The organism is Microvirga sp. jy35 (assembly GCF_056148915.1).
On the sequence record NZ_JBWBEW010000013.1, the window covers coordinates 1 to 19,776 of the forward strand.

The 19,776-nt window shown below is 56.7% G+C and carries 16 protein-coding genes and 2 pseudogenes; 9 read left to right on the top strand and 9 right to left on the bottom strand.

Annotated elements, in window-relative coordinates; all coding sequences use genetic code 11:
* The first annotated feature begins 230 nt into the window (after positions 1 to 230).
* The gene (locus tag AC0QTX_RS12265) at positions 231 to 566 is read left to right on the top strand and encodes a hypothetical protein (protein WP_474604115.1); all 336 of its coding nucleotides are present in this window, start codon (positions 231 to 233) and stop codon (positions 564 to 566) included.
* A gap of 276 nt (positions 567 to 842) precedes the next feature.
* Entirely contained in the window at positions 843 to 1,118 is a 276-nt protein-coding gene (locus tag AC0QTX_RS12270; RefSeq protein ID WP_474604116.1) for a hypothetical protein, read from the top strand.
* Between the two features lie 807 nt (positions 1,119 to 1,925).
* Here the strand turns inward: AC0QTX_RS12270 and AC0QTX_RS12275 are convergent.
* The 4 genes from AC0QTX_RS12275 to rfbB form a co-directional block, all read right to left on the bottom strand.
* Positions 1,926 to 2,726 carry a hypothetical protein gene (locus AC0QTX_RS12275; RefSeq protein WP_474604117.1) on the bottom strand — a complete coding sequence of 267 codons (801 nt, stop codon included), beginning with the start codon at positions 2,724 to 2,726 and terminating at the stop codon, positions 1,926 to 1,928.
* A gap of 512 nt (positions 2,727 to 3,238) precedes the next feature.
* Positions 3,239 to 4,108: a glucose-1-phosphate thymidylyltransferase RfbA gene (gene rfbA / locus AC0QTX_RS12280; protein WP_474604118.1), complete on the bottom strand. Its 870-nt coding sequence runs from the start codon at positions 4,106 to 4,108 to the stop codon at positions 3,239 to 3,241.
* A gap of 172 nt (positions 4,109 to 4,280) precedes the next feature.
* Entirely contained in the window at positions 4,281 to 4,838 is a 558-nt protein-coding gene (gene rfbC / locus AC0QTX_RS12285; protein WP_474604119.1) for a dTDP-4-dehydrorhamnose 3,5-epimerase, read from the bottom strand.
* 59 nt (positions 4,839 to 4,897) lie between these two features.
* Positions 4,898 to 5,971, bottom strand: a complete 1,074-nt coding sequence (gene rfbB / locus AC0QTX_RS12290; protein ID WP_474604232.1) for a dTDP-glucose 4,6-dehydratase — start codon at positions 5,969 to 5,971, stop codon at positions 4,898 to 4,900.
* Positions 5,972 to 6,408: 437 nt separating this feature from the next.
* Between rfbB and AC0QTX_RS12295 the strand changes: the two are divergent.
* Both AC0QTX_RS12295 and AC0QTX_RS12300 read left to right on the top strand, forming a co-directional pair.
* Positions 6,409 to 6,591: pseudogene (locus AC0QTX_RS12295) on the top strand (transposase); the annotation flags it as partial.
* Between the two features lie 26 nt (positions 6,592 to 6,617).
* Entirely contained in the window at positions 6,618 to 6,896 is a 279-nt protein-coding gene (locus tag AC0QTX_RS12300) for a transposase (RefSeq protein ID WP_474604120.1), read from the top strand.
* A gap of 23 nt (positions 6,897 to 6,919) precedes the next feature.
* Here AC0QTX_RS12300 and AC0QTX_RS12305 read toward each other — a convergent pair whose 3' ends face one another.
* Complete coding sequence (locus AC0QTX_RS12305) at positions 6,920 to 7,234, bottom strand: hypothetical protein (protein WP_474604121.1); 315 nt, start codon at positions 7,232 to 7,234, stop codon at positions 6,920 to 6,922.
* A 925-nt stretch (positions 7,235 to 8,159) separates the two neighbouring features.
* On the opposite strand from AC0QTX_RS12305, the gene AC0QTX_RS12310 reads away from it, so the two are divergent.
* Positions 8,160 to 9,053, top strand: a complete 894-nt coding sequence (locus AC0QTX_RS12310) for an outer membrane protein (protein WP_474604122.1) — start codon at positions 8,160 to 8,162, stop codon at positions 9,051 to 9,053.
* 212 nt (positions 9,054 to 9,265) lie between these two features.
* Here AC0QTX_RS12310 and AC0QTX_RS12315 read toward each other — a convergent pair whose 3' ends face one another.
* Both AC0QTX_RS12315 and AC0QTX_RS12320 read right to left on the bottom strand, forming a co-directional pair.
* On the bottom strand, positions 9,266 to 9,859 hold the full coding sequence (locus AC0QTX_RS12315) for a peptidoglycan-binding domain-containing protein (protein ID WP_474604123.1): 594 nt from the start codon (positions 9,857 to 9,859) through the stop codon (positions 9,266 to 9,268).
* 534 nt (positions 9,860 to 10,393) lie between these two features.
* Positions 10,394 to 11,815 (bottom strand): mannose-1-phosphate guanylyltransferase/mannose-6-phosphate isomerase, encoded by a 1,422-nt coding sequence (locus AC0QTX_RS12320; RefSeq protein WP_474604124.1) that lies wholly within the window; start codon positions 11,813 to 11,815, stop codon positions 10,394 to 10,396.
* A gap of 383 nt (positions 11,816 to 12,198) precedes the next feature.
* On the opposite strand from AC0QTX_RS12320, the gene AC0QTX_RS12325 reads away from it, so the two are divergent.
* From AC0QTX_RS12325 to AC0QTX_RS12340, 4 genes are all read left to right on the top strand, one after another.
* The gene (locus tag AC0QTX_RS12325) at positions 12,199 to 13,347 is read left to right on the top strand and encodes a glycosyltransferase family 4 protein (protein WP_474604125.1); all 1,149 of its coding nucleotides are present in this window, start codon (positions 12,199 to 12,201) and stop codon (positions 13,345 to 13,347) included.
* Between the two features lie 327 nt (positions 13,348 to 13,674).
* Entirely contained in the window at positions 13,675 to 14,394 is a 720-nt protein-coding gene (locus tag AC0QTX_RS12330; RefSeq protein WP_474604126.1) for an ABC transporter permease, read from the top strand.
* Positions 14,395 to 14,399: 5 nt separating this feature from the next.
* Positions 14,400 to 15,194, top strand: coding sequence for an ABC transporter ATP-binding protein (locus tag AC0QTX_RS12335; RefSeq protein ID WP_474604127.1), 795 nt, complete (start codon positions 14,400 to 14,402; stop codon positions 15,192 to 15,194).
* 214 nt (positions 15,195 to 15,408) lie between these two features.
* Positions 15,409 to 16,092, top strand: a complete 684-nt coding sequence (locus AC0QTX_RS12340; protein WP_474604128.1) for a NeuD/PglB/VioB family sugar acetyltransferase — start codon at positions 15,409 to 15,411, stop codon at positions 16,090 to 16,092.
* Between the two features lie 230 nt (positions 16,093 to 16,322).
* On the opposite strand, the pseudogene AC0QTX_RS12345 reads toward AC0QTX_RS12340, so the two are convergent.
* A pseudogene (locus AC0QTX_RS12345) lies at positions 16,323 to 17,334 on the bottom strand (IS481 family transposase).
* A 414-nt stretch (positions 17,335 to 17,748) separates the two neighbouring features.
* Positions 17,749 to 19,560: a hypothetical protein gene (locus AC0QTX_RS12350; protein WP_474604129.1), complete on the bottom strand. Its 1,812-nt coding sequence runs from the start codon at positions 19,558 to 19,560 to the stop codon at positions 17,749 to 17,751.
* Between the last annotated feature and the right edge of the window lie 216 nt (positions 19,561 to 19,776).

Below are 19,776 nucleotides of genomic sequence, written 5' to 3' on the forward strand. Positions count from 1 at the left end.
GCAAAGCCCGTGAGCGGGACGACTACCTGGTCTACAACAAGAAGACGGGCGTGCTCTCCTATGATGCGGACGGCTCCGGCCGGGGTGCAGCGGTGGAGTTTGCCCAACTGTCGAAGAACCTCTCCCTCACCTACAAGGACTTCTTCGTCATCTAAGCACCAGTAAGAAGAGCGTGCCCCCTCCGAATGGAGCGGGGCACACCTGCCATCCATTTCAGACTACGAGCGCAGATGCGATCAGATGAGCCGTTCCCGCTTGAACGCGTTCCTTTACGCGCCCGCAAGGCGATTTTGCAGGAGTTTGAAGGACGCCATCCTAGCATTAAAGAGGTCACCAAGGTCTCAGACGCCCGTTGGCTAACAAACCCTGGGGTCGGCCCAACCACTCTCGAACGAATCTACCGTGTCACTGCTGCTGAGACCGAGCCGACAGCCCTGCCTGGCGCTCCTCAACTATCTGATGCTGAGCTGATTGAGCGACTCTGTCGTCTTCAGCAGAACCTCTCACGCATTCAGGATGCACTGGAGCACATCGTCGGTCTTCGAGGAACAGACGAGATCCATTAGGAATCCAATTCTGGCACGAGGTGGACCAAATTTCACGTTCCGCTCTCGTCACGCAAGCAGCCTTTCCGAGTCACAAACCGCGTTCAGCCCTGAGCTATGGCATCTTTCTCCTTCCTCCCTGCCCTGACGGCGCCCGCGCCTATTCTCGCCCGTCGGCGCGGCGGACAAATGTGAGGCAATGTCGAGACTGCCGCTCACTTTAAGCGTATCATTAAACAGCCGGAGGTTCTTTCCCGGATTCCCTGATACCTCCAGCTTGGAGTGAGTCTTGAGCATATGGCTGTCGATCCGGTTGGCAGCACCTGGAACCGCTCCATGACGGCTTGCGGTCGCTCGCGACGGATACAGAGTTGGTGTCGAGAAGATAACGGGGTTGCGCCATCAAAGGCCGTCTCGCTCCTGCGTCGGGCTATCCTCGCGCTCAACATCCGGCAGCTCACACGGCAGCTCGAACGCGCAGGCCAGACTTCTGGGTTTCTCCCGCAGGACGATTTCGTCGCCGCGGCGGAAGATCTCGACCTCATCGCTGGTGAGGTGGAACGGCTCAGTTAGTCAAATGGCCTGACGGTTTCCGCTCCGGGATACCTTGACGATAATCATTGTAGCCCCCGTATATACACCTAAGTATATACGAGCGACGCCAGCAGCTTCAAGAATCGTACGCCTTTGACGGAGAGCAACTGCGCCTAGCTTACGCACTGGCCCTCGATCGGGCCAGGGCTTGCGCGTCATCTAACAGTCGAACGGCCCTGTTTCGCCGAGACAGAGCACGGCGTTCATACCGTTCGAGGCTTTCAAGCTGATCCCACTCAGCAAGCGATTGCCGCACCTGCGCGTTGTGTTGTGTGATCCGCTGGACCTCCTCATGGGCTTTGAACACGCGTCTGATTTGAGCCAGTTCAGTTCGCTTTAATTCATCGATGGTACCATCTCGAATCGCTTTGAAACGAATGGCGAGCGATGACGACTTATACGACAGGAACTGAGTTGGCATTGCCTCCAAGGTTGGGACAGATAAGAAATCGGCTCCTTGCGACATTTGCCCAAGGAGCTCAGTTCGCGCTCTGCGCGCACGCATCACGTCAAGCGCAGCACTGGCCACTTCTCGGGCTGCCTCCCACACGAGCGGATCCCGTTCATTCTCCCCAGCAAGGAGCCGGGCGAGATGCATGACGTCTGGAGCGAGATATGGGATTGCGGAAGTGGCTATGGCCAGTCCGTGCTTAAGGGCGTTCACACGCGAGCGTGCCTTGCCCTCCTGGGATTTGGGTCCGGTGCTGTGCTTAGCATTGGCTCGGTTGGTGGCTAATTTTCGCGATGAAAGCATTGGTCAACACCATTGACGCTTGTTGTTTAGGGTTACCGAACCTCGGTGACATCCTGCGCCGCTATACGAAGCCGACGAGCGAAGGAGTCGCGCCGGCGTTCCAGTTCGTTCAGGACGCGGTTGCGGCGGGCATCAGCTCCGGCAATCAGTCGATCGATTCGTTCGATGTCATCCAACTTTGCCGCCAGCGCCTGTGCCATCAGCGAGTCGATGTCTAAGCCACGGCGACGCAGGATCATCTCGACCTCCGTCACCGCAGCAGCCTCTCCCGCTACATACGCCCTAATTAACTCCGGCACGCTGAAGACGCGAACGCCATTGACCTGTCCAGCATCCTTGTTCTTCGCCACTAAGTTCATCAGCGCCTGTCGGCCGGCCTCCATCAGCAGGCTCGCTTTGAGGCGCCTGAGACGCTGTGCCTCCCATACGAGGTCTACTATATCCTTGATCCACAGGGCTTCGATGTTGTCTGCCGGTTTGACAGCCGCAGTGGTCCCGGACAGTAGCTCATCATAGTCGATCTCGCTTTCGCCAAGGATTAGGGGACGCTTGGCAAACAGGGCCCCAAGATTCTTTGGAGAACGCTGAATCTCAATGGGGGCAGAAGGGGCCTTCATAGCCTCAACCGATGGAGCGTCTGTTGCGGGCTCGGCAGGCGTCGGTTGTATGGGGGCCGCCGACGCCGCCTGGGCCCGCTCAATTGGGAGCGGCTTTGTTGCGGGTTGTGCCGAAGAGGCGTAGCTCCAAGACTTCGGCTCCCACGTTTCAATATCCCAGTCGTCAGTCCCGCATGGGGGTGTTGATGTATGCGGTGTCAGAAACTTCTTGACCATGCTCAGATCCAATGATGGTGCGCCGTACCTATCCTCTTGCCTCGACCGGGTGCTGAAGCGCTGGTCGGAGGCGACACACCAGCAAAGAGCGTTTCCTGAAAGCAGCGCGTGTCAGCGGACCTGGTCAAAGCTCCCCAAGCGTACGGCTGGGTGGGAAACAAGAGGTTGCTGATCTGGGTCAACCCGGAAACCGCTGTGGATAGAGTAGCAACAACATTATATAAGGCGACGGCCCTCTCTCAGCTTACAAGATCCCCTTAGGCTTGGGAGCCCACCCGATTGAGCAATCAGGCGCTGTGCTTCGCCTGCCGGCGTTAGGGAGCGGAGGCTGAGCAGCACACGCGGGCCGAGTGATCCGTTCGAACGGAGAGCAGCCTCAGAGCCTTGGCCTTGTTATAGGTGGGGCGATGAAACCGCCTTCGACCTGCGTCTCGTCAGTCGACTAAACACAGTTCGGCTTTTCGCTGCAACGGCCGGGCGGGCGGCCCCGAACGACAGGCCGATGAGTCTGTTCAGGTCTGATCGGCAATGCGCACAAGGTACTGGCCGTAGCTGCTCTTTGATAGTTCCTTTGCCAGCTGCAGCAGCTGATCTCGGTTGATCCAGCCAAGGTTGAAGGCAACTTCCTCGGGGCAGGCAATGCGAAAGCCTTGGCGCTTTTCGAGCGCCCGGACGAACTCGGCGGCCTCGACCAGAGAGTCTGGTGTTCCCGTGTCGAGCCAGGCGAAGCCGCGCCCCATACGCTGCACGTGAAGCTGCCCCCGCTCGAGATAAGCACGATTGACATCCGTGATCTCGAGTTCGCCTCTCGCTGATGGCTTCAGCTTCGCCGCAATGTCGACGACCTGGGCGTCATAGAAATAGAGGCCGGTGACAGCCCAACTGGATTTCGGGTTCGCAGGTTTCTCCTCGATAGAGATCGCCCGACCTTCCCGGTCGAACTCGACAACACCATAACGCTCCGGATCGGTCACGTGGTAGGCGAAGACGGACGCGCCTGTGCTCTGGCGCCGAGCGGACTGCATGAGCTCTGCAAGCCCGTGCCCATAGTAGACATTATCGCCAAGGATCAGGACTGACGGACCTCCCGCTACAAACTCGGCACCGATGATGTATGCCTGCGCGAGCCCCTCCGGCTTCGGCTGCGCCGCATAGGATAATTTGATACCCCAGCGCTCGCCGCTCCCCAGCAACTGCCTGAATTTCGGCAAATCATCTGGGGTGGAAATGATAAGGATATCCTGCACGCCTGCCAGCATCAACGTGGTCAGTGGATAGTAGATCATCGGCTTGTCATAGATCGGCAGAAGCTGCTTCGACGTGACATAAGTCATCGGATGCAGGCGGGTGCCGGATCCGCCAGCCAGAATAATGCCTTTCATCAATTGATCTCCTAAGCGTGAACCTCATTGAGGAGGTGTTTGACGCGAAGTTGAAGGGATGTCCACCGCTTAGGCAGCGTCACATTGCAGGCTCTACAAAGCTGTAAGCAGCCAAGGCGCGAGCTACCTGCCCTTCACTGTCGATGACCGTGAGGCGCACGCAACTTTCTCCTTAAGAGAAATAGGGTGGAAGGTCCGCAAAGAATGGATTGCTTGTGTCCTTGTCAGACAGAACGGCTGCTTGCATATCCACGGGCCAGCTGATGCCGAGTGCCGGGTCATTCCAGGCGAGCCCCCGGTCATGCTCTGCCGAATAAGGTGCTGTGACCTTGTAGTGCACCTCGGTGTTTGGCTCGAGCGTGCAGAAGCCGTGAGCGAACCCTGCAGGGATCAGGATCTGAAAGCCGTCATTACTAGATAGTTCGATCGTGATATGCTGGCCATAAGTGGAGGACGATCGGCGTAGGTCGAGAGCAACGTCAAGGATGCGACCGCGCCCGACGCGGACGAGTTTGGCCTGTGCGAAAGGGGCGATCTGAAAATGCAATCCCCTTACCGTCCCCCCCTTAATGGAGTGAGAGAGATTGTCTTGGACAAACTCGTCCTCAATACCTACCGCAGCGAAAGCTTGCTTGCTGTAAGTTTCCACAAAGTGCCCGCGCAAGTCCGCAAACTTCATCGTGCGAATAATCTTCACGTCTGGAAGAGCAGTTGACTCAACTTCGACCACACCAGAGACCTTCCTTAACCAGCAAATCGAAAATCAAACCGAGTTGCACCGAAATCGGTTTACGCAACGATCCCGACCCCCTGTCCAAGGCGCTCACCCCGGTAAACGCCTGAGCGGACCCTTTCCCACCAATGACGGTTAGCCAAGTACCATTCCACGGTCTTGCGCAAGCCTGTCTCGAATGTCTCCACCGGACGCCAGCCGAGATCACGCTCAATCTTGGAGGCATTGATGGCATAACGCAGGTCGTGGCCAGGCCGGTCAGTGACATAGGTGATGAGTCGCTCGCGGGGGCCGATGGCGGCATTCGGGGCCAATTCGTCGACGAGCGAGCAGATGGCATGGACCACGTCAATGTTGCGGCGCTCGTTATGTCCACCAATTGCATAGGTCTCGCCAGGACGGCCCTGCTCGGCTGCTAGGATGAGCGCTCTCGCATGATCATCGACATAGAGCCAGTCGCGAATGTTGTCGCCCTTGCCGTAGACGGGCAGCGGCTTGCCTTCCAGGGCGTTGAGGATGATCAGAGGGATCAACTTCTCGGGAAAATGATATGGGCCATAATTGTTAGAGCAGTTCGTGACGAGGGTCGGAAGACCATAGGTGTGGTGCCACGCGCGCACGAAATGGTCAGATGCCGCTTTGGATGCCGAATAGGGCGAGCTTGGTTGGTATGGGTACTCCTCGTGGAAGAAGCCTTCGTCGCCTAAGGAGCCGAACACCTCATCGGTCGAGATATGATGAAAGCGGAAAGCGGCTTGGCGCTCCGGTGAGAGGCCGCGCCAATAGGCCAGAGCAGCCTGAAGCAGGGTGTAAGTGCCAACCACATTCGTCTGCAGGAACTCGCCCGGTCCGTCGATGGACCGATCCACGTGGCTCTCCGCCGCCAGGTGCATGATGACGTCGGGAGCGTACGCCTGGACAATTGAGTGCATCCGCTCGGGTTCGGCAACATCGGCCCGCTCGAACTGATAGCGTGGGTCATTGATCACCAGCTTCAAAGAATCCAGGTTCCCGGCATAGGTGAGCTTGTCAACGACGAGCACCTGATGGGACGTATTACGGATGAGGGTCCGTACAACGGCCGAGCCAATGAACCCTGCCCCTCCAGTCACAAGAAATCGCTTCATGATGCCCTTTGGTTATTTATCGAATGCCGACCCGACGGACAGAAGGCACCGTCGGAAAATCGATGCTTATCACATGCCATCACTCATTGTTCAATGCACCTGCCTATGGATTAGCCCCCAACTTATTAGACCTTTACTGAGAGCGATTATCGAAAAGCTTATATGCTTTCAGCACTACTGTTGCACCCCTGCGCTGGCACTCTCATCTCCTGATCTGACCTAGGGGGCTGCCATGATAGGTGTGGCCGTCGGGTAGATACTTGAGCTCTGGAGTGTGGAGTTGTGCCAGGTCAAATCTCACCTTAGATCTCTGTTGGCTCATCCCAGTGTGGCCGCCTCGGCCGCTGCCTTTCTCGACGATTGCTGGGACCTGAGTGGCGCAAGACCAGCTAGATGCGGGCTGATGCCGCGGGCGACCCACCCCCTGGCGCAAGAAGGCGGTGCTCGACGGCAGCCACTGGGATGCGGATACACTGAAAGACATGATGCGTAAGTATGCGCTGGACATGCTTGCCTTGCCGGAGGCCGTGCTGGTGATCGACGAGAAAGATCTTCTCAAACAAGGCCAGAGGTCGTGTGGTGTCGGTCAGCGCTGCACCGGATCGGCGGGCAAAGTTGCCGATTTTCAAATCGCGCGTAAGCCGCCTATGTGTCGGATAAAGGCTGTACCCTTACCGATCACCAGTTCTATCTGCCGCAGGGCTGGACGAACAAGCCCGAGCGCTGGACCGCAGCTCATGTCCCCGGCAGCATCCGCTTTGTCTCCGACCAGCAGAGCGCCGCGCAGATGATCGAGCGGGTATTGGCAGCTGGTGTGCCGTTCGATTGGGTAGTTACCTCAAGGGGAAGGAATGCGTCCTATTGCATACGAGTACACCATGACTACCGAGACATCGGGCCACCGTTTGACGTCGTCATTTTGGATTAGCGCACCTCTTGCAGTCTAGTTACCTAGAAGAGGTTGGTGATCATTTGCAGCAACTCAGCGGGAACAAAGGCCGAGACAATGATCCCGCTCAAGATTATCTCTGCGATCCAAGTAGTTCGGCGAACGGTAGCAAGAAAGAAGATCCCTGCAGCCAAGGCAAAATAGCTGAACGTGAAATGTGGCTGCAACCATAAAAATAGAAAAGCCGCCATACCATATGCGAACGCCCGAGCTAATCTAAAGAGATAAGGGGAGCTCTTGGCAAAAGCGGCACTGATAGCTTGCAGTTCGTCCTCGGACCAGTCAACTTCTGGAATTTCCGAGCCTTCAACGGTCATGATTACCCTCTGCGATCAGCTTGCCGTGACCCTATACAATCATTCAGATGTGATTCCTAGGATAGAACATCGAACGTGCTACCGGTGCGACAATGCTGCTGAGATGGGCGCGGGTTCGTCGATCGACAGCTTGGTGAACGGGGCAAGTCTCTCCATGCCTCTCAAGTAATTGTGCCCTGCCGAATTGGCTCGTCCGTTTGCACCTGATGCACTCCAGGACGAATTTCGGGGTTTCGGGAGAGTGTAGTTCATGAGTTGGATGGTGGTATCGTTGGCCTTCGACATGGATCAATCCGCATGAGCGGACCGAAAATACGCCCAGGGGTTGAAGAGAAGTCGAATTCATGCCTAGACGGTCGCACTCATTACCAATCAGGTCGCTGCGCCGACGATCACGCCTGAAGTAATGATCGTCGGCAGGTCGGAGATGTCGTGCCGCCGGAAGTATGCTCTGATGTAAGACATGGCTGTTTTCCTTCCTGACGGCAGCGCCGAAGGAATGGCTTGGTTCTTCCGCTCGTTTTAGCCACTCTAGCTCCACAGCCTCCTGCAGCCGCTCCGTGGTGGCCTGATCTCGTCGGCAGCTTTCAGTCTTCGGGTAAGGCGTTTGGTGTAGCCTGTTTTACCGCTTCTCAGGAGAAGTCCATCTTTGGCTTGATATATATTTCATGACAACCCTGCCCAGGGCAACGTTCAGTTTCTCCTCGCCTTTGGAAGCTCCTCCTAAACAGGATCAGAACGGCACGCAACCACCCTTCAGCCAAATATGACGAGTTGTTGATGCATTATTACGCGGGAACGCAGAGCAAAAAATCCGGCAGCCAAGCGCTTAAATCTGGGCAGTGTTGCGGCTTGGCCATAGCCAGAATTTATTCTTTATCCATACACTAGGCCAATGCCTCCTCACATAAGGGTTGAAATGCTCATGAAGGTGCGTCTTCTTGGTCTGCATGCGGTAGCGGCAAGCATGACTGCTGCTCTTTCTGCTGCTTCCGCTGCTGACCTTACGCTCCGCGCGGCCCCTCCGGTTCCGATCGTGGCGGCTGCTCCGCTCTTCACCTGGACTGGCTTCTACGTTGGTGTGAACGCTGGCTACGGCTGGGGTGATAATAACGACGAGACCTTCCTCCCGGTCGGTACTCTCGCCGGCCTTGGCGTTGCTGTGGGGGCCATAAACGGCACCGGTGGTATCCTGCGGACGGGCGGCGATGACGACCGCGAGGGCTTCTTGGGCGGCGCTCAGGTTGGCTACAACTTCCAGGTTGGTTCGTTGGTCTGGGGTGTTGAAGCCGACATTCAAGCTGCTGACTTGGGCGGCGGCGGCGATGACGGCACAGTGAGCTACACTGTCACCGAGCGCCTGCCCGGCACGGACGCAGCTCCGCTGGGGACCGTTTTCCCGCTCAGCACGAACATTGCGGCCTTCCATCCGGCCAGCCGGAACAGTGTTGATTGGTTTGGCACGGTGCGGCTTCGTGCTGGTGTGGCTATTAACCGTGCGCTCATCTACGCCACCGGCGGCTTGGCCTTTGGCGGGAGCGATGGCGACAACCGCTTTGGAGTCGGCAACGACGATGACATCAACTGGGGCTGGACGATCGGTGGTGGCATCGAGTATGCCTTCACCAACAGCCTGAGCCTGAAGATTGAAGGTCTGTATGTCAACCTCGACGGAGATGATAACGACGGCTACGTGGGCACAGTTGTCAACAACATCGACGGCGCCCGCACTGACATCGTGGTGCCTGGTGCTAACGACAGTGACGACGACTTCTTCATTGCTCGTGCGGGCCTGAACTTCAAGTTCGGCAGCTACTAAGATCCATTACACCTGCGACAGTTAAAAAGCTCGGGGAAGCCCGGGCTCTTTTATTGCCGCCACTCCTCAGACCAAGTGCTGGCGGCTTGGCCGGTGACCTCGGAGATGGGCGGAGATGTCGCGGGAGTAAGTCATGGTAGGGGATAGTGGGCGGGGTGAAGAGAGTGTTTCTTAACTCTTGAGGCGGTGCGTTTGGGGAGCCGTTCGCGTAATCAGGGTTGAGCCGCCGTTTGGATGGTGCGAAGCACACGAATGGTGGCAGCGTCGAGCTGCCCGGTTACCGATAGCCCTTGCTTTTGCTGGAAAGCCTCGATTGATCGGCGGGTGCCTGGGCCGAATACGCCATCCGCTTTCAAAGCTCCAAAACCTAGCGCCGTAAGAGCCTGCTGTGCCTTGCTGATGTCTTCCTTCGAAAGGGGGATGCTGGCTTCTGCAGGAGGGGCGGGGCTCACCTGTGGAGGGGCTGCTTCCTCCGGAGCCACCGCTTCAACCGGATCTTCGGAGGGCTTCGGCCGCAGGGCATCGATCTCCCCACTGACTCTACCCCGAAGATACTCCAGGTGCTTCAGTTCCTGAGTAGCGGCGGCGATCTGCCTTTGGAGGTGCTGTAGATCTTGGTGCCCCGCTTTGAACCGCTCCAGTTCAGCAGCAAGAGCATGACCTTCTGCAGTGGCCGTCTTGGCCGCCTCGGATAAGCGTGCAATCTCAGCCTGAGCGTCAGCGTCAGGAGATTGAGGGCCTATGACGGAGAAACCATAAAGAGCCCACCCTGCTACGGCCGCAACTAATGTCAGACGGTTTATCACCACGCACCCCGGTACAATCTTGCTTCTTGTCTGCTGCTGATATGGACTGCCGTCGGTGTGGCATGAAGGGGTGAAGCGTCCCTTAATGCCGCCATGCTTCAGATCAGGTGCTGACGTGTTGGCCAGTGAGTTCGGAGATAGCGGTGGTGCAGCGGGAATAGGTCCTGAGCATGGGATCGCTGGGATGGGTGAAGAGAGGGAGCAGCGCCGTCCAAGGGGCAAAACCCCAGTGCAGGTCTGCGTCATACCCTTGAGGCGATCCTCTCGCATTATGAGATTGGCGCTAAGGGGCGCTCTGTGCCCGCTGGACTGAGCTCATGGTGGCGGCGCTGCTCTCAATCGGCTCCAGCCCTAAAAGGACGTGGCTCGGCGAATGGAAGGCTTTTTGCCCTTATGTCGTAATCCACAGCGGGAACTTTGCCCGACATGATCGATGGCCTTATGGACCAACCCTCCGCATGAGAAAGCCGCTTCCATATAGATGGAAGCGGCCTGAAATCCTCTGAGGTTCGGTCGGGGTAGGAAGTGTTCCTCTTACCGTCCGTAAATATCCTCGACCCTGACGATGTCGTCCTCGCCAGTATAACTGCCCACCTGAACCTCAATGAGCTCGAGCGGAATGCGGCCCGGGTTGGTGAGGCGGTGGATCGAACCGATCGGAATGTACACCGACTCGTTCTCGTGGAGCACCACAACGTCCTGGTTCACCGTTACCTCGGCGGTTCCGCGGACCACGACCCAATGCTCCGCCCGGTGGTAGTGCTTCTGCAGGGACAAGCGCCCCCCAGGCTTGACCATGATGCGCTTGACCTGGAAGCGGGAGCCTTGATCGATCCGCTGGTACCAGCCCCAAGGGCGGTACATCCTCAGGTGCTCGGAGGCCTCGGGGCGCTGCTTGGCTCGCATCGACACCACGAGGTCCTTCACCAACTCAGAACGGTTGCGCGAGGTCACGAGCACCGCGTCCGGCTTGGCCACCACGACCACGTCGTCAACACCTACGACAGTCGTCAGAATGTCATCGCTGTGAACGAGGCTGTTGCGGGCCTCGATCACCTCCACGTTGCCGCGCAGGGAATTGCCGGCCTCATCACGCTCGGAGGCATCCCACAAAGCGCCCCAAGAGCCAATGTCGGACCAGTGGAACGAAACCGGCAGGACCCCTGCCCGCTCGGTGCGTTCCATCACCGCGAAGTCAATCGAGATCTTGGGCGCGAGCTTGAAAGCGTCCTCATGCAGACGGACAAAATCGAGATCGGTGGTAGCACGTTCAAGGGCATCCCGAGCGGCTTCCAGAATGGTCGGCTGAAATTTCTCCAGTTCCTCGATCATGATGTCGGCGCGGAACAGGAAATTGCCACTATTCCAGAGGAAGCCCTGATCGATATAGCTCTGAGCAGTCTCTGCATTAGGCTTCTCGACGAAGCGCTCGACCCGATAGGCATCAGTGGCCTTGATGGCCCGACCGGGCTTGATGTAGCCGTAGCTTGTGGCCGGGTATTGCGGCACAACCCCGAGGGTCATGATGTGGCCCTGACGGGCTGGTTCGACCGCCATTTGGCAGGCTGCCGCGAAGGCCGCCGGATCGTCGATGACGTGATCGGCCGCAATGACCAGGACGATCGTCTCTGGGGAGTGACGTGCGGCGTGGCAGGCCGCAACGGCGATCGCCGCGGCCGAGTCCCGCTGGATCGGCTCGAGGATGATGTCGGCTTGCGCCTCGATCTGCGCCAGCTGCTCGGCAACGATGAACCGGACGTCGTTGCTCGAAATCACGGCTGGACGCAGGAAGATCTGCGGTGCCGTGACGCGCTGAACGGCCGTTTGGAAGGTGGAGTTCTCGCCGAGGAGATCGATGAACTGCTTTGGCATGCTGTCGCGGGACGCTGGCCAGAGCCGCGTTCCGGAGCCTCCGCACATGATCACAGGTAAAATTTGGCTGCCGCCCTCAGTCATCGCTGGTCCTTCTTCTTGCGCGCAGGGCCTCGTAAACACCTGCTAGGCCGGCGTCAACTCGGCAGATGCTCCCGAGTAGAAGCAAATCTCGTCCTGCCTTTGGTTTCCGGCTATGATCGTGTGACGAACACGATACGCGGACGGGCGCCGCCTAGCACACGGGAACGAGGCGCCCCCCACCACCCCGTACCTCCGCTACCGTTCTACCCTGGCGTGGCCGATCAATTATATATTCCCTCTGGTGTGTTCTACGATTCCATGGGACTGACGAACAGCGAGGAATGGAAGTCCGGGGACGTTATGTAGTGGGGCGACCTTGCGTCACTGGCCCAGAACTTAGGCCTGCTGCCCTTGCGATGTCACCGCACTCGATTTGAGGTTCGATGACTGCTGAGACGAAGTGTGCCACAACCGGTTTTCACTGGAGCCATCCTAGAGCGATCCTCCACTATTGGGGACGGCGCGGAGGAGGCTCGGACACGACACTACTCCTAGCGCGACACCTGAGCCAAGCGGCAGAGCCGGTCGATGTCACACTGTCTCTGGCACGCCAGAACAACGATATGGAAGTATTCCAGGCAACCGGCCTCCCGATCGTCACCTTCGACCGTCCCCATCTGTCGACCTTATGGCGGGATTCATGGCTCCTCCCGGCACGATTGCGGGCCCATGCGGACACCCTCGCGGCGTTGAGGCCGGTTGCCGTCATTGTGACCATGAACGCGCCTTTTACATGGCCCTTCACTCGTCTGTTGCAGCGCCGAGGCATCAAGGTCTTCTACATTGCTCATGATGCCGAGCCTCACCCGGGTGACTACGCCGTGACTTGGCAGCGCCTAACTCAGGACCGCCTGATCAAGAGTGCCGATAAGGTCGTGGCGCTCTCGAGCAGCGTCGGCAGGAGGATTTCTGAAAATTTTCCTAACGCGGAAAGCAAAATCACTGTCATTCCGCTCGAGACAATTTATCCGACGCAGCACCCAAGCTTGGGCCGCCAGTGGTCCGTGGACGAGCCCGTCCGTCTTCTCTTCTACGGCCGCTTGCTGCCGTACAAGGGTCTGAGTCTTCTTGCTGGAGCCCTAGAACCATTCAGGGGAACTCCGAAGTGGCATCTTACTATTGCTGGCTCAGGGCCGTTAGAGCGAGACATCAGGGAGACCTTTGCCGATTGGCCGCAGGTTGATCTCCGGCTCGGCTGGGTAAGCCAAGTAGAAACTGCTGAGCTATTCTCCACGCATGATCTGTTGCTTTGCCCCTATATCGAAGCCAGCCAGTCGGGTGTCATCGCACAGGCTATGTCTTGGGGCATGCCGGCCCTCGTCATGCCGAAGGGTGCCCTTCCGGAGCAGATCGGCTTCGGACAAGCCGGCATCGTGGCAGATAAAGCCGATGCCGATGGGTTCCGCCAGGCGCTGCGCGCGGTGCTTGAGCGGCCAAGCTCATTGGCGGCCCTTGCGCAAGGCGCAGCGATGTTATTGGCGGAGCGTCAAGCAAACCGGTCATGGTTGAAATTAGTGGCGGCCGCACCGTAACAGCGATCCGGCTCGGGAAGACGCCCAAGGCCCATGAACCGCCCGCGCCTTGACTTGCCACCGTGATCCGTTGTCGTTAAGAGGGGCCAACGCACAGACACCGGAGCTCCGGCCATCGCTGCGACCATTTTATGGTTGACACTCAAACGCGAGAGAGCGCATCTGGCTCCCTCTGCACCCGGGAAATAGCAGTCCAAACCCATGAGCGCTGATACAGCTCTGAGAGCATTTGATAAGACCCCCGTGCCTGCCCGCCGTAAGACATCGATCGAACTTGCCGTCGATGACCTGGCCACGGGGATCAGGAGTTGGTGGCTCTGGAACACCATGGGCTGGCAGGATATCCGGCAGGGCTACCGCGGCTCAATCCTCGGGCCGTTCTGGCTCACCATCAGCATGGGGGTTATGGTCGGCGCCTTGGGTCTTCTCTATGCGGCTATTCTCAAGCTGGAAGTCACTACCTACCTGCCGTTCCTCGCGCTGGGATTTCTGTTCTGGGGCTTGATCTCGTCACTGATCACCGACGGCACGTTAGCATTCGTCAAAGCGGAAGGCATTCTGCTCCAAGTGCGAATGCCATTGACCGTTCATGTACTCCGGAGCGTGACGCGCAATTTCGTTATCTTCCTGCACAACGCTGTCATTGGGGTGGCGGTTCTCATCATTTTCGCCGTTCCGCAGTCGTTCTACAGCTTGGTGAGCTTGATCGGCCTGGCCCTTATCCTGCTGAACGGCTTCTGGGTGACGATGCTGTTCGGAATGCTCTGCACCCGTTTCAGGGACATCGGTCCGATCGTTGCGAACTTGACCCAGCTCCTCTTCTTCCTGACACCAATCATCTGGGTGCCAGAAGCACTGGGTGACAATGCGTGGGTCATGTATTTCAACCCTGCCTATGCCTTCATTGAGATCGCCCGCGGCCCTCTTCTTGGGCACGTCATACCGGCCCAGATCTGGGGCATGGCCTTCGGTGTCACCCTGGTCGGGTTTATCGTGACGTTCTTCATGTTCGTCCAGTTTCGTGCCCGCATCCCCTTCTGGGTCTGATCGCGATGTCCTCAATCACCTTATCAAACATCAATCTGCACTTTCCGCTTTATCGCGATGGCAGCCGCTCCCTCAAGCGCAGCCTGCTGCAGGCCGGCAAGGCAACGGTGTCTCGCTCAAGGACGATCTCGACCGAGGGATCGCACACGGTCGTCAAGGCGCTGTCGGACATCTCCTGCCATATCGAGCACGGCGAGCGGATTGGTCTCATTGGCACCAATGGCGCCGGTAAGAGTACCCTGCTACGCGTGCTTGCGGGCATCTACGAGCCGACCTCGGGGGACATCATGGTCGATGGACGGGTCAATGCTCTCCTGAATGTTGGACTCGGCACGGACCCCGACGCGACCGGCTACGAGAACATCCTGTTGCGCGGTCTGTACCTCGGCCTTCATCCTGCGGAAATCAAGGAACTTGCACCCTCCATAGCGGAGTTCAGCGACCTGGGTGACTTTCTGCACGTGCCAGTTCGGACGTACTCGGCCGGCATGAGCATGCGCCTGTCCTTTGCCATCGCGACAGCGACGCATCCTGAAATTCTTTTGATGGACGAATGGATCATGGCAGGTGATCGGCGCTTTTTGGACAAGGCCCGCGAGAGGGTCGACGGCTTCGTATCCCGGTCTCAGATTCTGGTCCTCGCCTCCCATTCACCTCAGATCCTGGCTCAATGGTGCACCCGCCTCTTCTGGATGGAAGGCGGCCGTATCGTGATGCAGGGCGAGACTGATCAAGTTCTCAGGCAGTACGAGGCGGGGGAGCCGCCACAGCCGATGCTTGAGCACAGCCAAGTAGCATAGCTCGCGTTCTGATTGCGATCGTTTGCTATAGAAATACTCTCGGGCTCTTGCGCATCTCCGAAGCAGTACTGCAGGTAAAATTGAGAAGTCGTCATAGGGCCGGCTGTCTGGCACCCAACAGACTAATAGACTGTCCTCACCGCAAACGCTGAACCACGGATACAGGTCATTATTGACATCTCGAACTCCTCCGCGGGTTGTTTCTTAATGGCGCTTGAACTACGCAGGTGTGATGTTCTCTTCAGAGGTCAATTCCATGTCCGGAGCGGCGCTAGTTCTGTATGGGGCGGGGAGCCAAGCGTATGTTCTAGGCGAGATCATCACCTCGTCGGGTTTCAAGGTAGAAGCAATTTTCAATGACTTCGAAGTACCGGCCGGCTTCATGCCAGCGACGGAAGTTGTTGTTGGAAGCACAGCAATCAATGAATGGCTCAAAAGCGCAGGAACCAATTTCCACTACGCGATCTCCATTGGCGCGCATCATGGAAAAGCACGTCTTGAACGCCACAAATTGTTGCGCGCTTCAGGCCTGCAACCTGCAACGCTTGTTCACCAGACAGCCTGGATCAGCGGTGGAGCACAGATCGGAGAAGCCTGTCAAATTTTGGCATTTGCCTTCGTGGGAACCAGAGCCCGTGTAGGAAATGCAGTAATCCTCAATACGAAGGCTTCGGTCGACCACGAATCTGTTCTCGGCGACGGTGTACATGTCGGTCCTGGCGCAACAATTGCAGGTCGGGTCAAAGTAGGAGATCACACGTTCATTGGCACAGGCGCCAGCGTATGCCCTGATGTTTCGATTGCGGCGAATTCGATTATTGGAGCAGGCGCGGTTGTCCGGAAAAGCATTTACGAACCTGGAACGTATGTCGGAGTTCCCGCGCGGCCGATGCGATAACGCGCGGAAGTGAGAAGCCTCGATCGCGTTAGTTGAACCAATCAAAGAGGCATGACCGTCGGCTCTAGAGCTGTTGGCGCATTCGTCGGCGAGAAGTTATTCGGTAGATACCCTTAACCTGTCAGAGTGCATTGATGATGCGGGCTGCTGTCGTGCGAAGCAGCACCTTGAGTTTAATTGGACTCGATGAAGAATTAAGGTCGCTGACTGCAAAGACCCACTTGGAGCATCTAGATGTTCAGTCCCGGCATTTGATGGACCGGGTCAAAGTTGAAGCGTTTGGGCTCCTTGAGCCAGGTTTTGCAAATGAACTCGTAGGGTGTGAGGCCTTTCAGCGTCTTCAGACGCCGGCCGAAGTTGTAGGCCGAGACGAAGTCATTGAGGTGCTGCCGGAGCTGGTCATGACTGTCGTAGTAGTAGCGTTTGACCGTCGCATCCTTGATGGTGCGGTTCATCCGCTCAACCTGACCATTGGTCCAGGGATGCCTCGGCTTGGTCAGACGATGGTCCACATCGTTCTGAGCACAGGCATACTCAAAGGCATGGGCCTGGAACAACTCGCCTCGCTTCATCGCTTTCCTGATCAGCGGGACCGCAGAAGCAGTGTTGCTGGGCGTGGTGAAGTGGATGCCATGGTCCGTCAGGACCGTGTGCACCTTGTAAGGCACGGCGGCGATCAGCGCGCAGGAAGTCGCCGGCGATCCCGGTCGTTACCTTCTCGTGCAGTTCCACGAAGGCAAACTTGCTTGTGCGGTCAATCGCAACCAGCAGATAGAGTCTGCCCTGCTCAGTGCGCACTTCGGCGATGTCGATGTGACCCGAAGGGCCGCGTCAGCGAAAGTAGTCGATCGGTTAGCTCTTAAACTTCTTCTTGGCGGACTTGTCGCCGGTCACCTCAGGCAGGCGGCTGATGCCATGCCACTGCAGACAACGATGTAAGGATGAGCGCGTCAGGTGCGGGATCGTAGCTTGCAGGGCATAGAGGCAATCGTCCAGCGGCAGGAGGGTATGCCGGCGGAAGGCGACGACGATCGCCTCTTCCTGGACCGAGAGCACCGTGGAATGCGGTGCTCTCGGCCCCGTCGGGCGATCTGCGGTGGTATCCCGCTTCTTCCATTTGGCGACCGTCTTCGGGTTGACGCCATGGCGCTCGGCCAGGGCCCTCAAGCTCGCTTGACTATTTTGTATCGCTCGACGGATTGCCTCAGTCGTTGTGGCGCTCCCATGGAGAACTTGGCCCAGAGCGCGTCCCTCCATTCCAGGGATAATATCGCACCATCAAACCCTGGGATCAAACATCTAGAGTCAGAGCCGCGAGCCCTCCACCATGGCCGAAGAACCGAATCGATAGGGCGGTGACGAGCAGACTTGCAGGCAGAAAGCCTAACAAAAATTCTAATGAGTTAAAAAGCATACCGCCCCCGGAGACTAATATTAGGCGCGTCGTACCACAGGGGTGCTAGGCCTGGTAGGAACTTTGGTTAGCCTGTTCTTCACGACAATCCAAGAAGTGAAGTGGACAAATGCGAAGTACTCTTGCCATTCCGCTATCTTGGTCGGCGAATTTTCTTTTTGGCTTGAAGAAGGTTGGTCATGACGAAGAAGCAGTTTTCGGTCGAGTAGATTGTAACACTCCTAACGAAGGCGGAGCTGAATTCAGCGCTGACTAACATTTCCCAGTCGAATTGACCGGCACAATATTATCAATCCCGGCTCAGCTTCAGTTTTAATCGATAAAGTGTGCACCCGATTGGCTGTGAGATGAGCAGGAATTCCCACCTCGGAAAAAATGGATTTATAATTCGCCGTAATTTCGCTGCCATCATCAATGGAAACAGTCACCTTCTGATCTGCGCCAGCTGCACGACAATCAAGGTACAATGTGCCTACCATGTCACGACTAGAACTTATCTTTATCTCGGCTTTGGGGTCGGTCATCCATCGCACTACCGGAAGTCCCTGCGCTGGATATGGGCCTTCGCTAGCTCGCCATCCTTTGCCTGCCTGAGAGCGAACCAGCAGGTCCTTGCGAACATAAACCCGCATGCTCTCCGGAACACCGGAAACCGGCTCAAACATACCGTTCTTCTGAACTGCATCAGCTATTGGCTCTACTGTTCCCGTTGAAGGAAAGTTCGTTAAAAGTCCAGGAGCATCAAGATGTGGCAAAACAACAATGTGAGAAGAGAAGGCCTGCTCCAATGCGAGTTGCAGATCCGACGAAACTGGATCACCCGCAAAACTAGATGGAATCCTCTGCCTATGGGTCTCGTAGGCCCAGAGGCCGTGATCAAATGTGCCTGCCGTATTAACAAAAAGCTTTGTACCGCCTGCGCGCGGAAGAAAAGTGCTGTGCAAAGACGTCTGCGCGAGCTTGATTGTAGCATCTAGAACAGCACGCTTGTCATGGTCCAATGAGATCAAATCAGCCGATTTCCTCGACATAATTGCCGACACATCAAAGGGACGGTAAACAACCATAAGCAGAATTGCAGCAAGTATTCCAGGAACGAATACAGTGCCGAATCTGCGCGCAATAGGATAAAGAAAAACCACAGACCAGAAAATCGCTCCCAAGAATGGAGCACCAAGAAATATGCTTTTATTCCTGACGACTGTACTAGGAATGTAAGCCACCATGATAAGGCCCGCTGCAGCGGTTAGCGTAGCGAATGCTTCAATTGAGCGCTTCTTTGCCGCGTACAGAGCTACTACCACCCAGATCCCGACCGCGAGCGAAAGCCCGCTTATCGCAAATACTTTTAGCGAGACTCGTGGATAATATAGGATTTGATCATACAGCGGCAGATCGTCCCCCCAGAGATGAGCGACCTGGAAAAGATTGAAGACTGTATAGTCTCGAATCATTTGCCAGTATGGAATTAGGAATATAAGCTGAAAAAGAACTGCAAATCCAACAAATTTACCAGAATAGCGCGCGGACTGGATCAATCGCGGCGTAGGATCAACTATTCTCAAGAGAACGGCAAGAATCATTGGAACAAGGGCGAAACCGACTAGCAACGACACTGATGCAATTAGAGCCATTGGCTTCAGTACAGAACCTAGGGCGAACACCGCGGAAGGAAGTAGAATGCTTGGCTGTGGCAAACCGTTTTTTATTCTCAGCCAGCTGAAGACAAGTTGAAAGCCTGCATACGTTAGGAAGAGACCCCAAAAAAAGTCGGGCCTAAACTCAGCAATGGAAAGTTGAAAGAGAGGCATAGTGGTCAATGCCACTAGAAATAGCCACGACGCCCACCCCTCAACTCCCCCCATCTGACGAATAGTAAGATACAACACTAGGAGCAGTGGTAGAACTAGTGAAATATATGCCGAAACGTCATAACGTCCAATCAGCATATATCCTAGCGAACCGATAGCACTGAACAGGCCCGAATGGTGTCCACCAAGCCAAATCGAGCTTAGATAGTCCACGAGGTTGCCGCCATAGAGCTTATCCAGCAACTCAAGGCTGGATCTCATATATACGGTGTCATCGTAAGTTGGTAGGAAGGACAACCGCCCAAGAGTGAGCGAGTGTTGCAAGCTCAGCGCGGTGATTAAAGCTGCGAGAATTGCAGCGGGAAGAAATCTAGTGCGAAACATGGTCGCCTAGTCGCACCCGCCATTCCTTTGGTCAAGCGTCATATGCCGCTCGCGGAGCTTTTGGGCGTTGTAAAG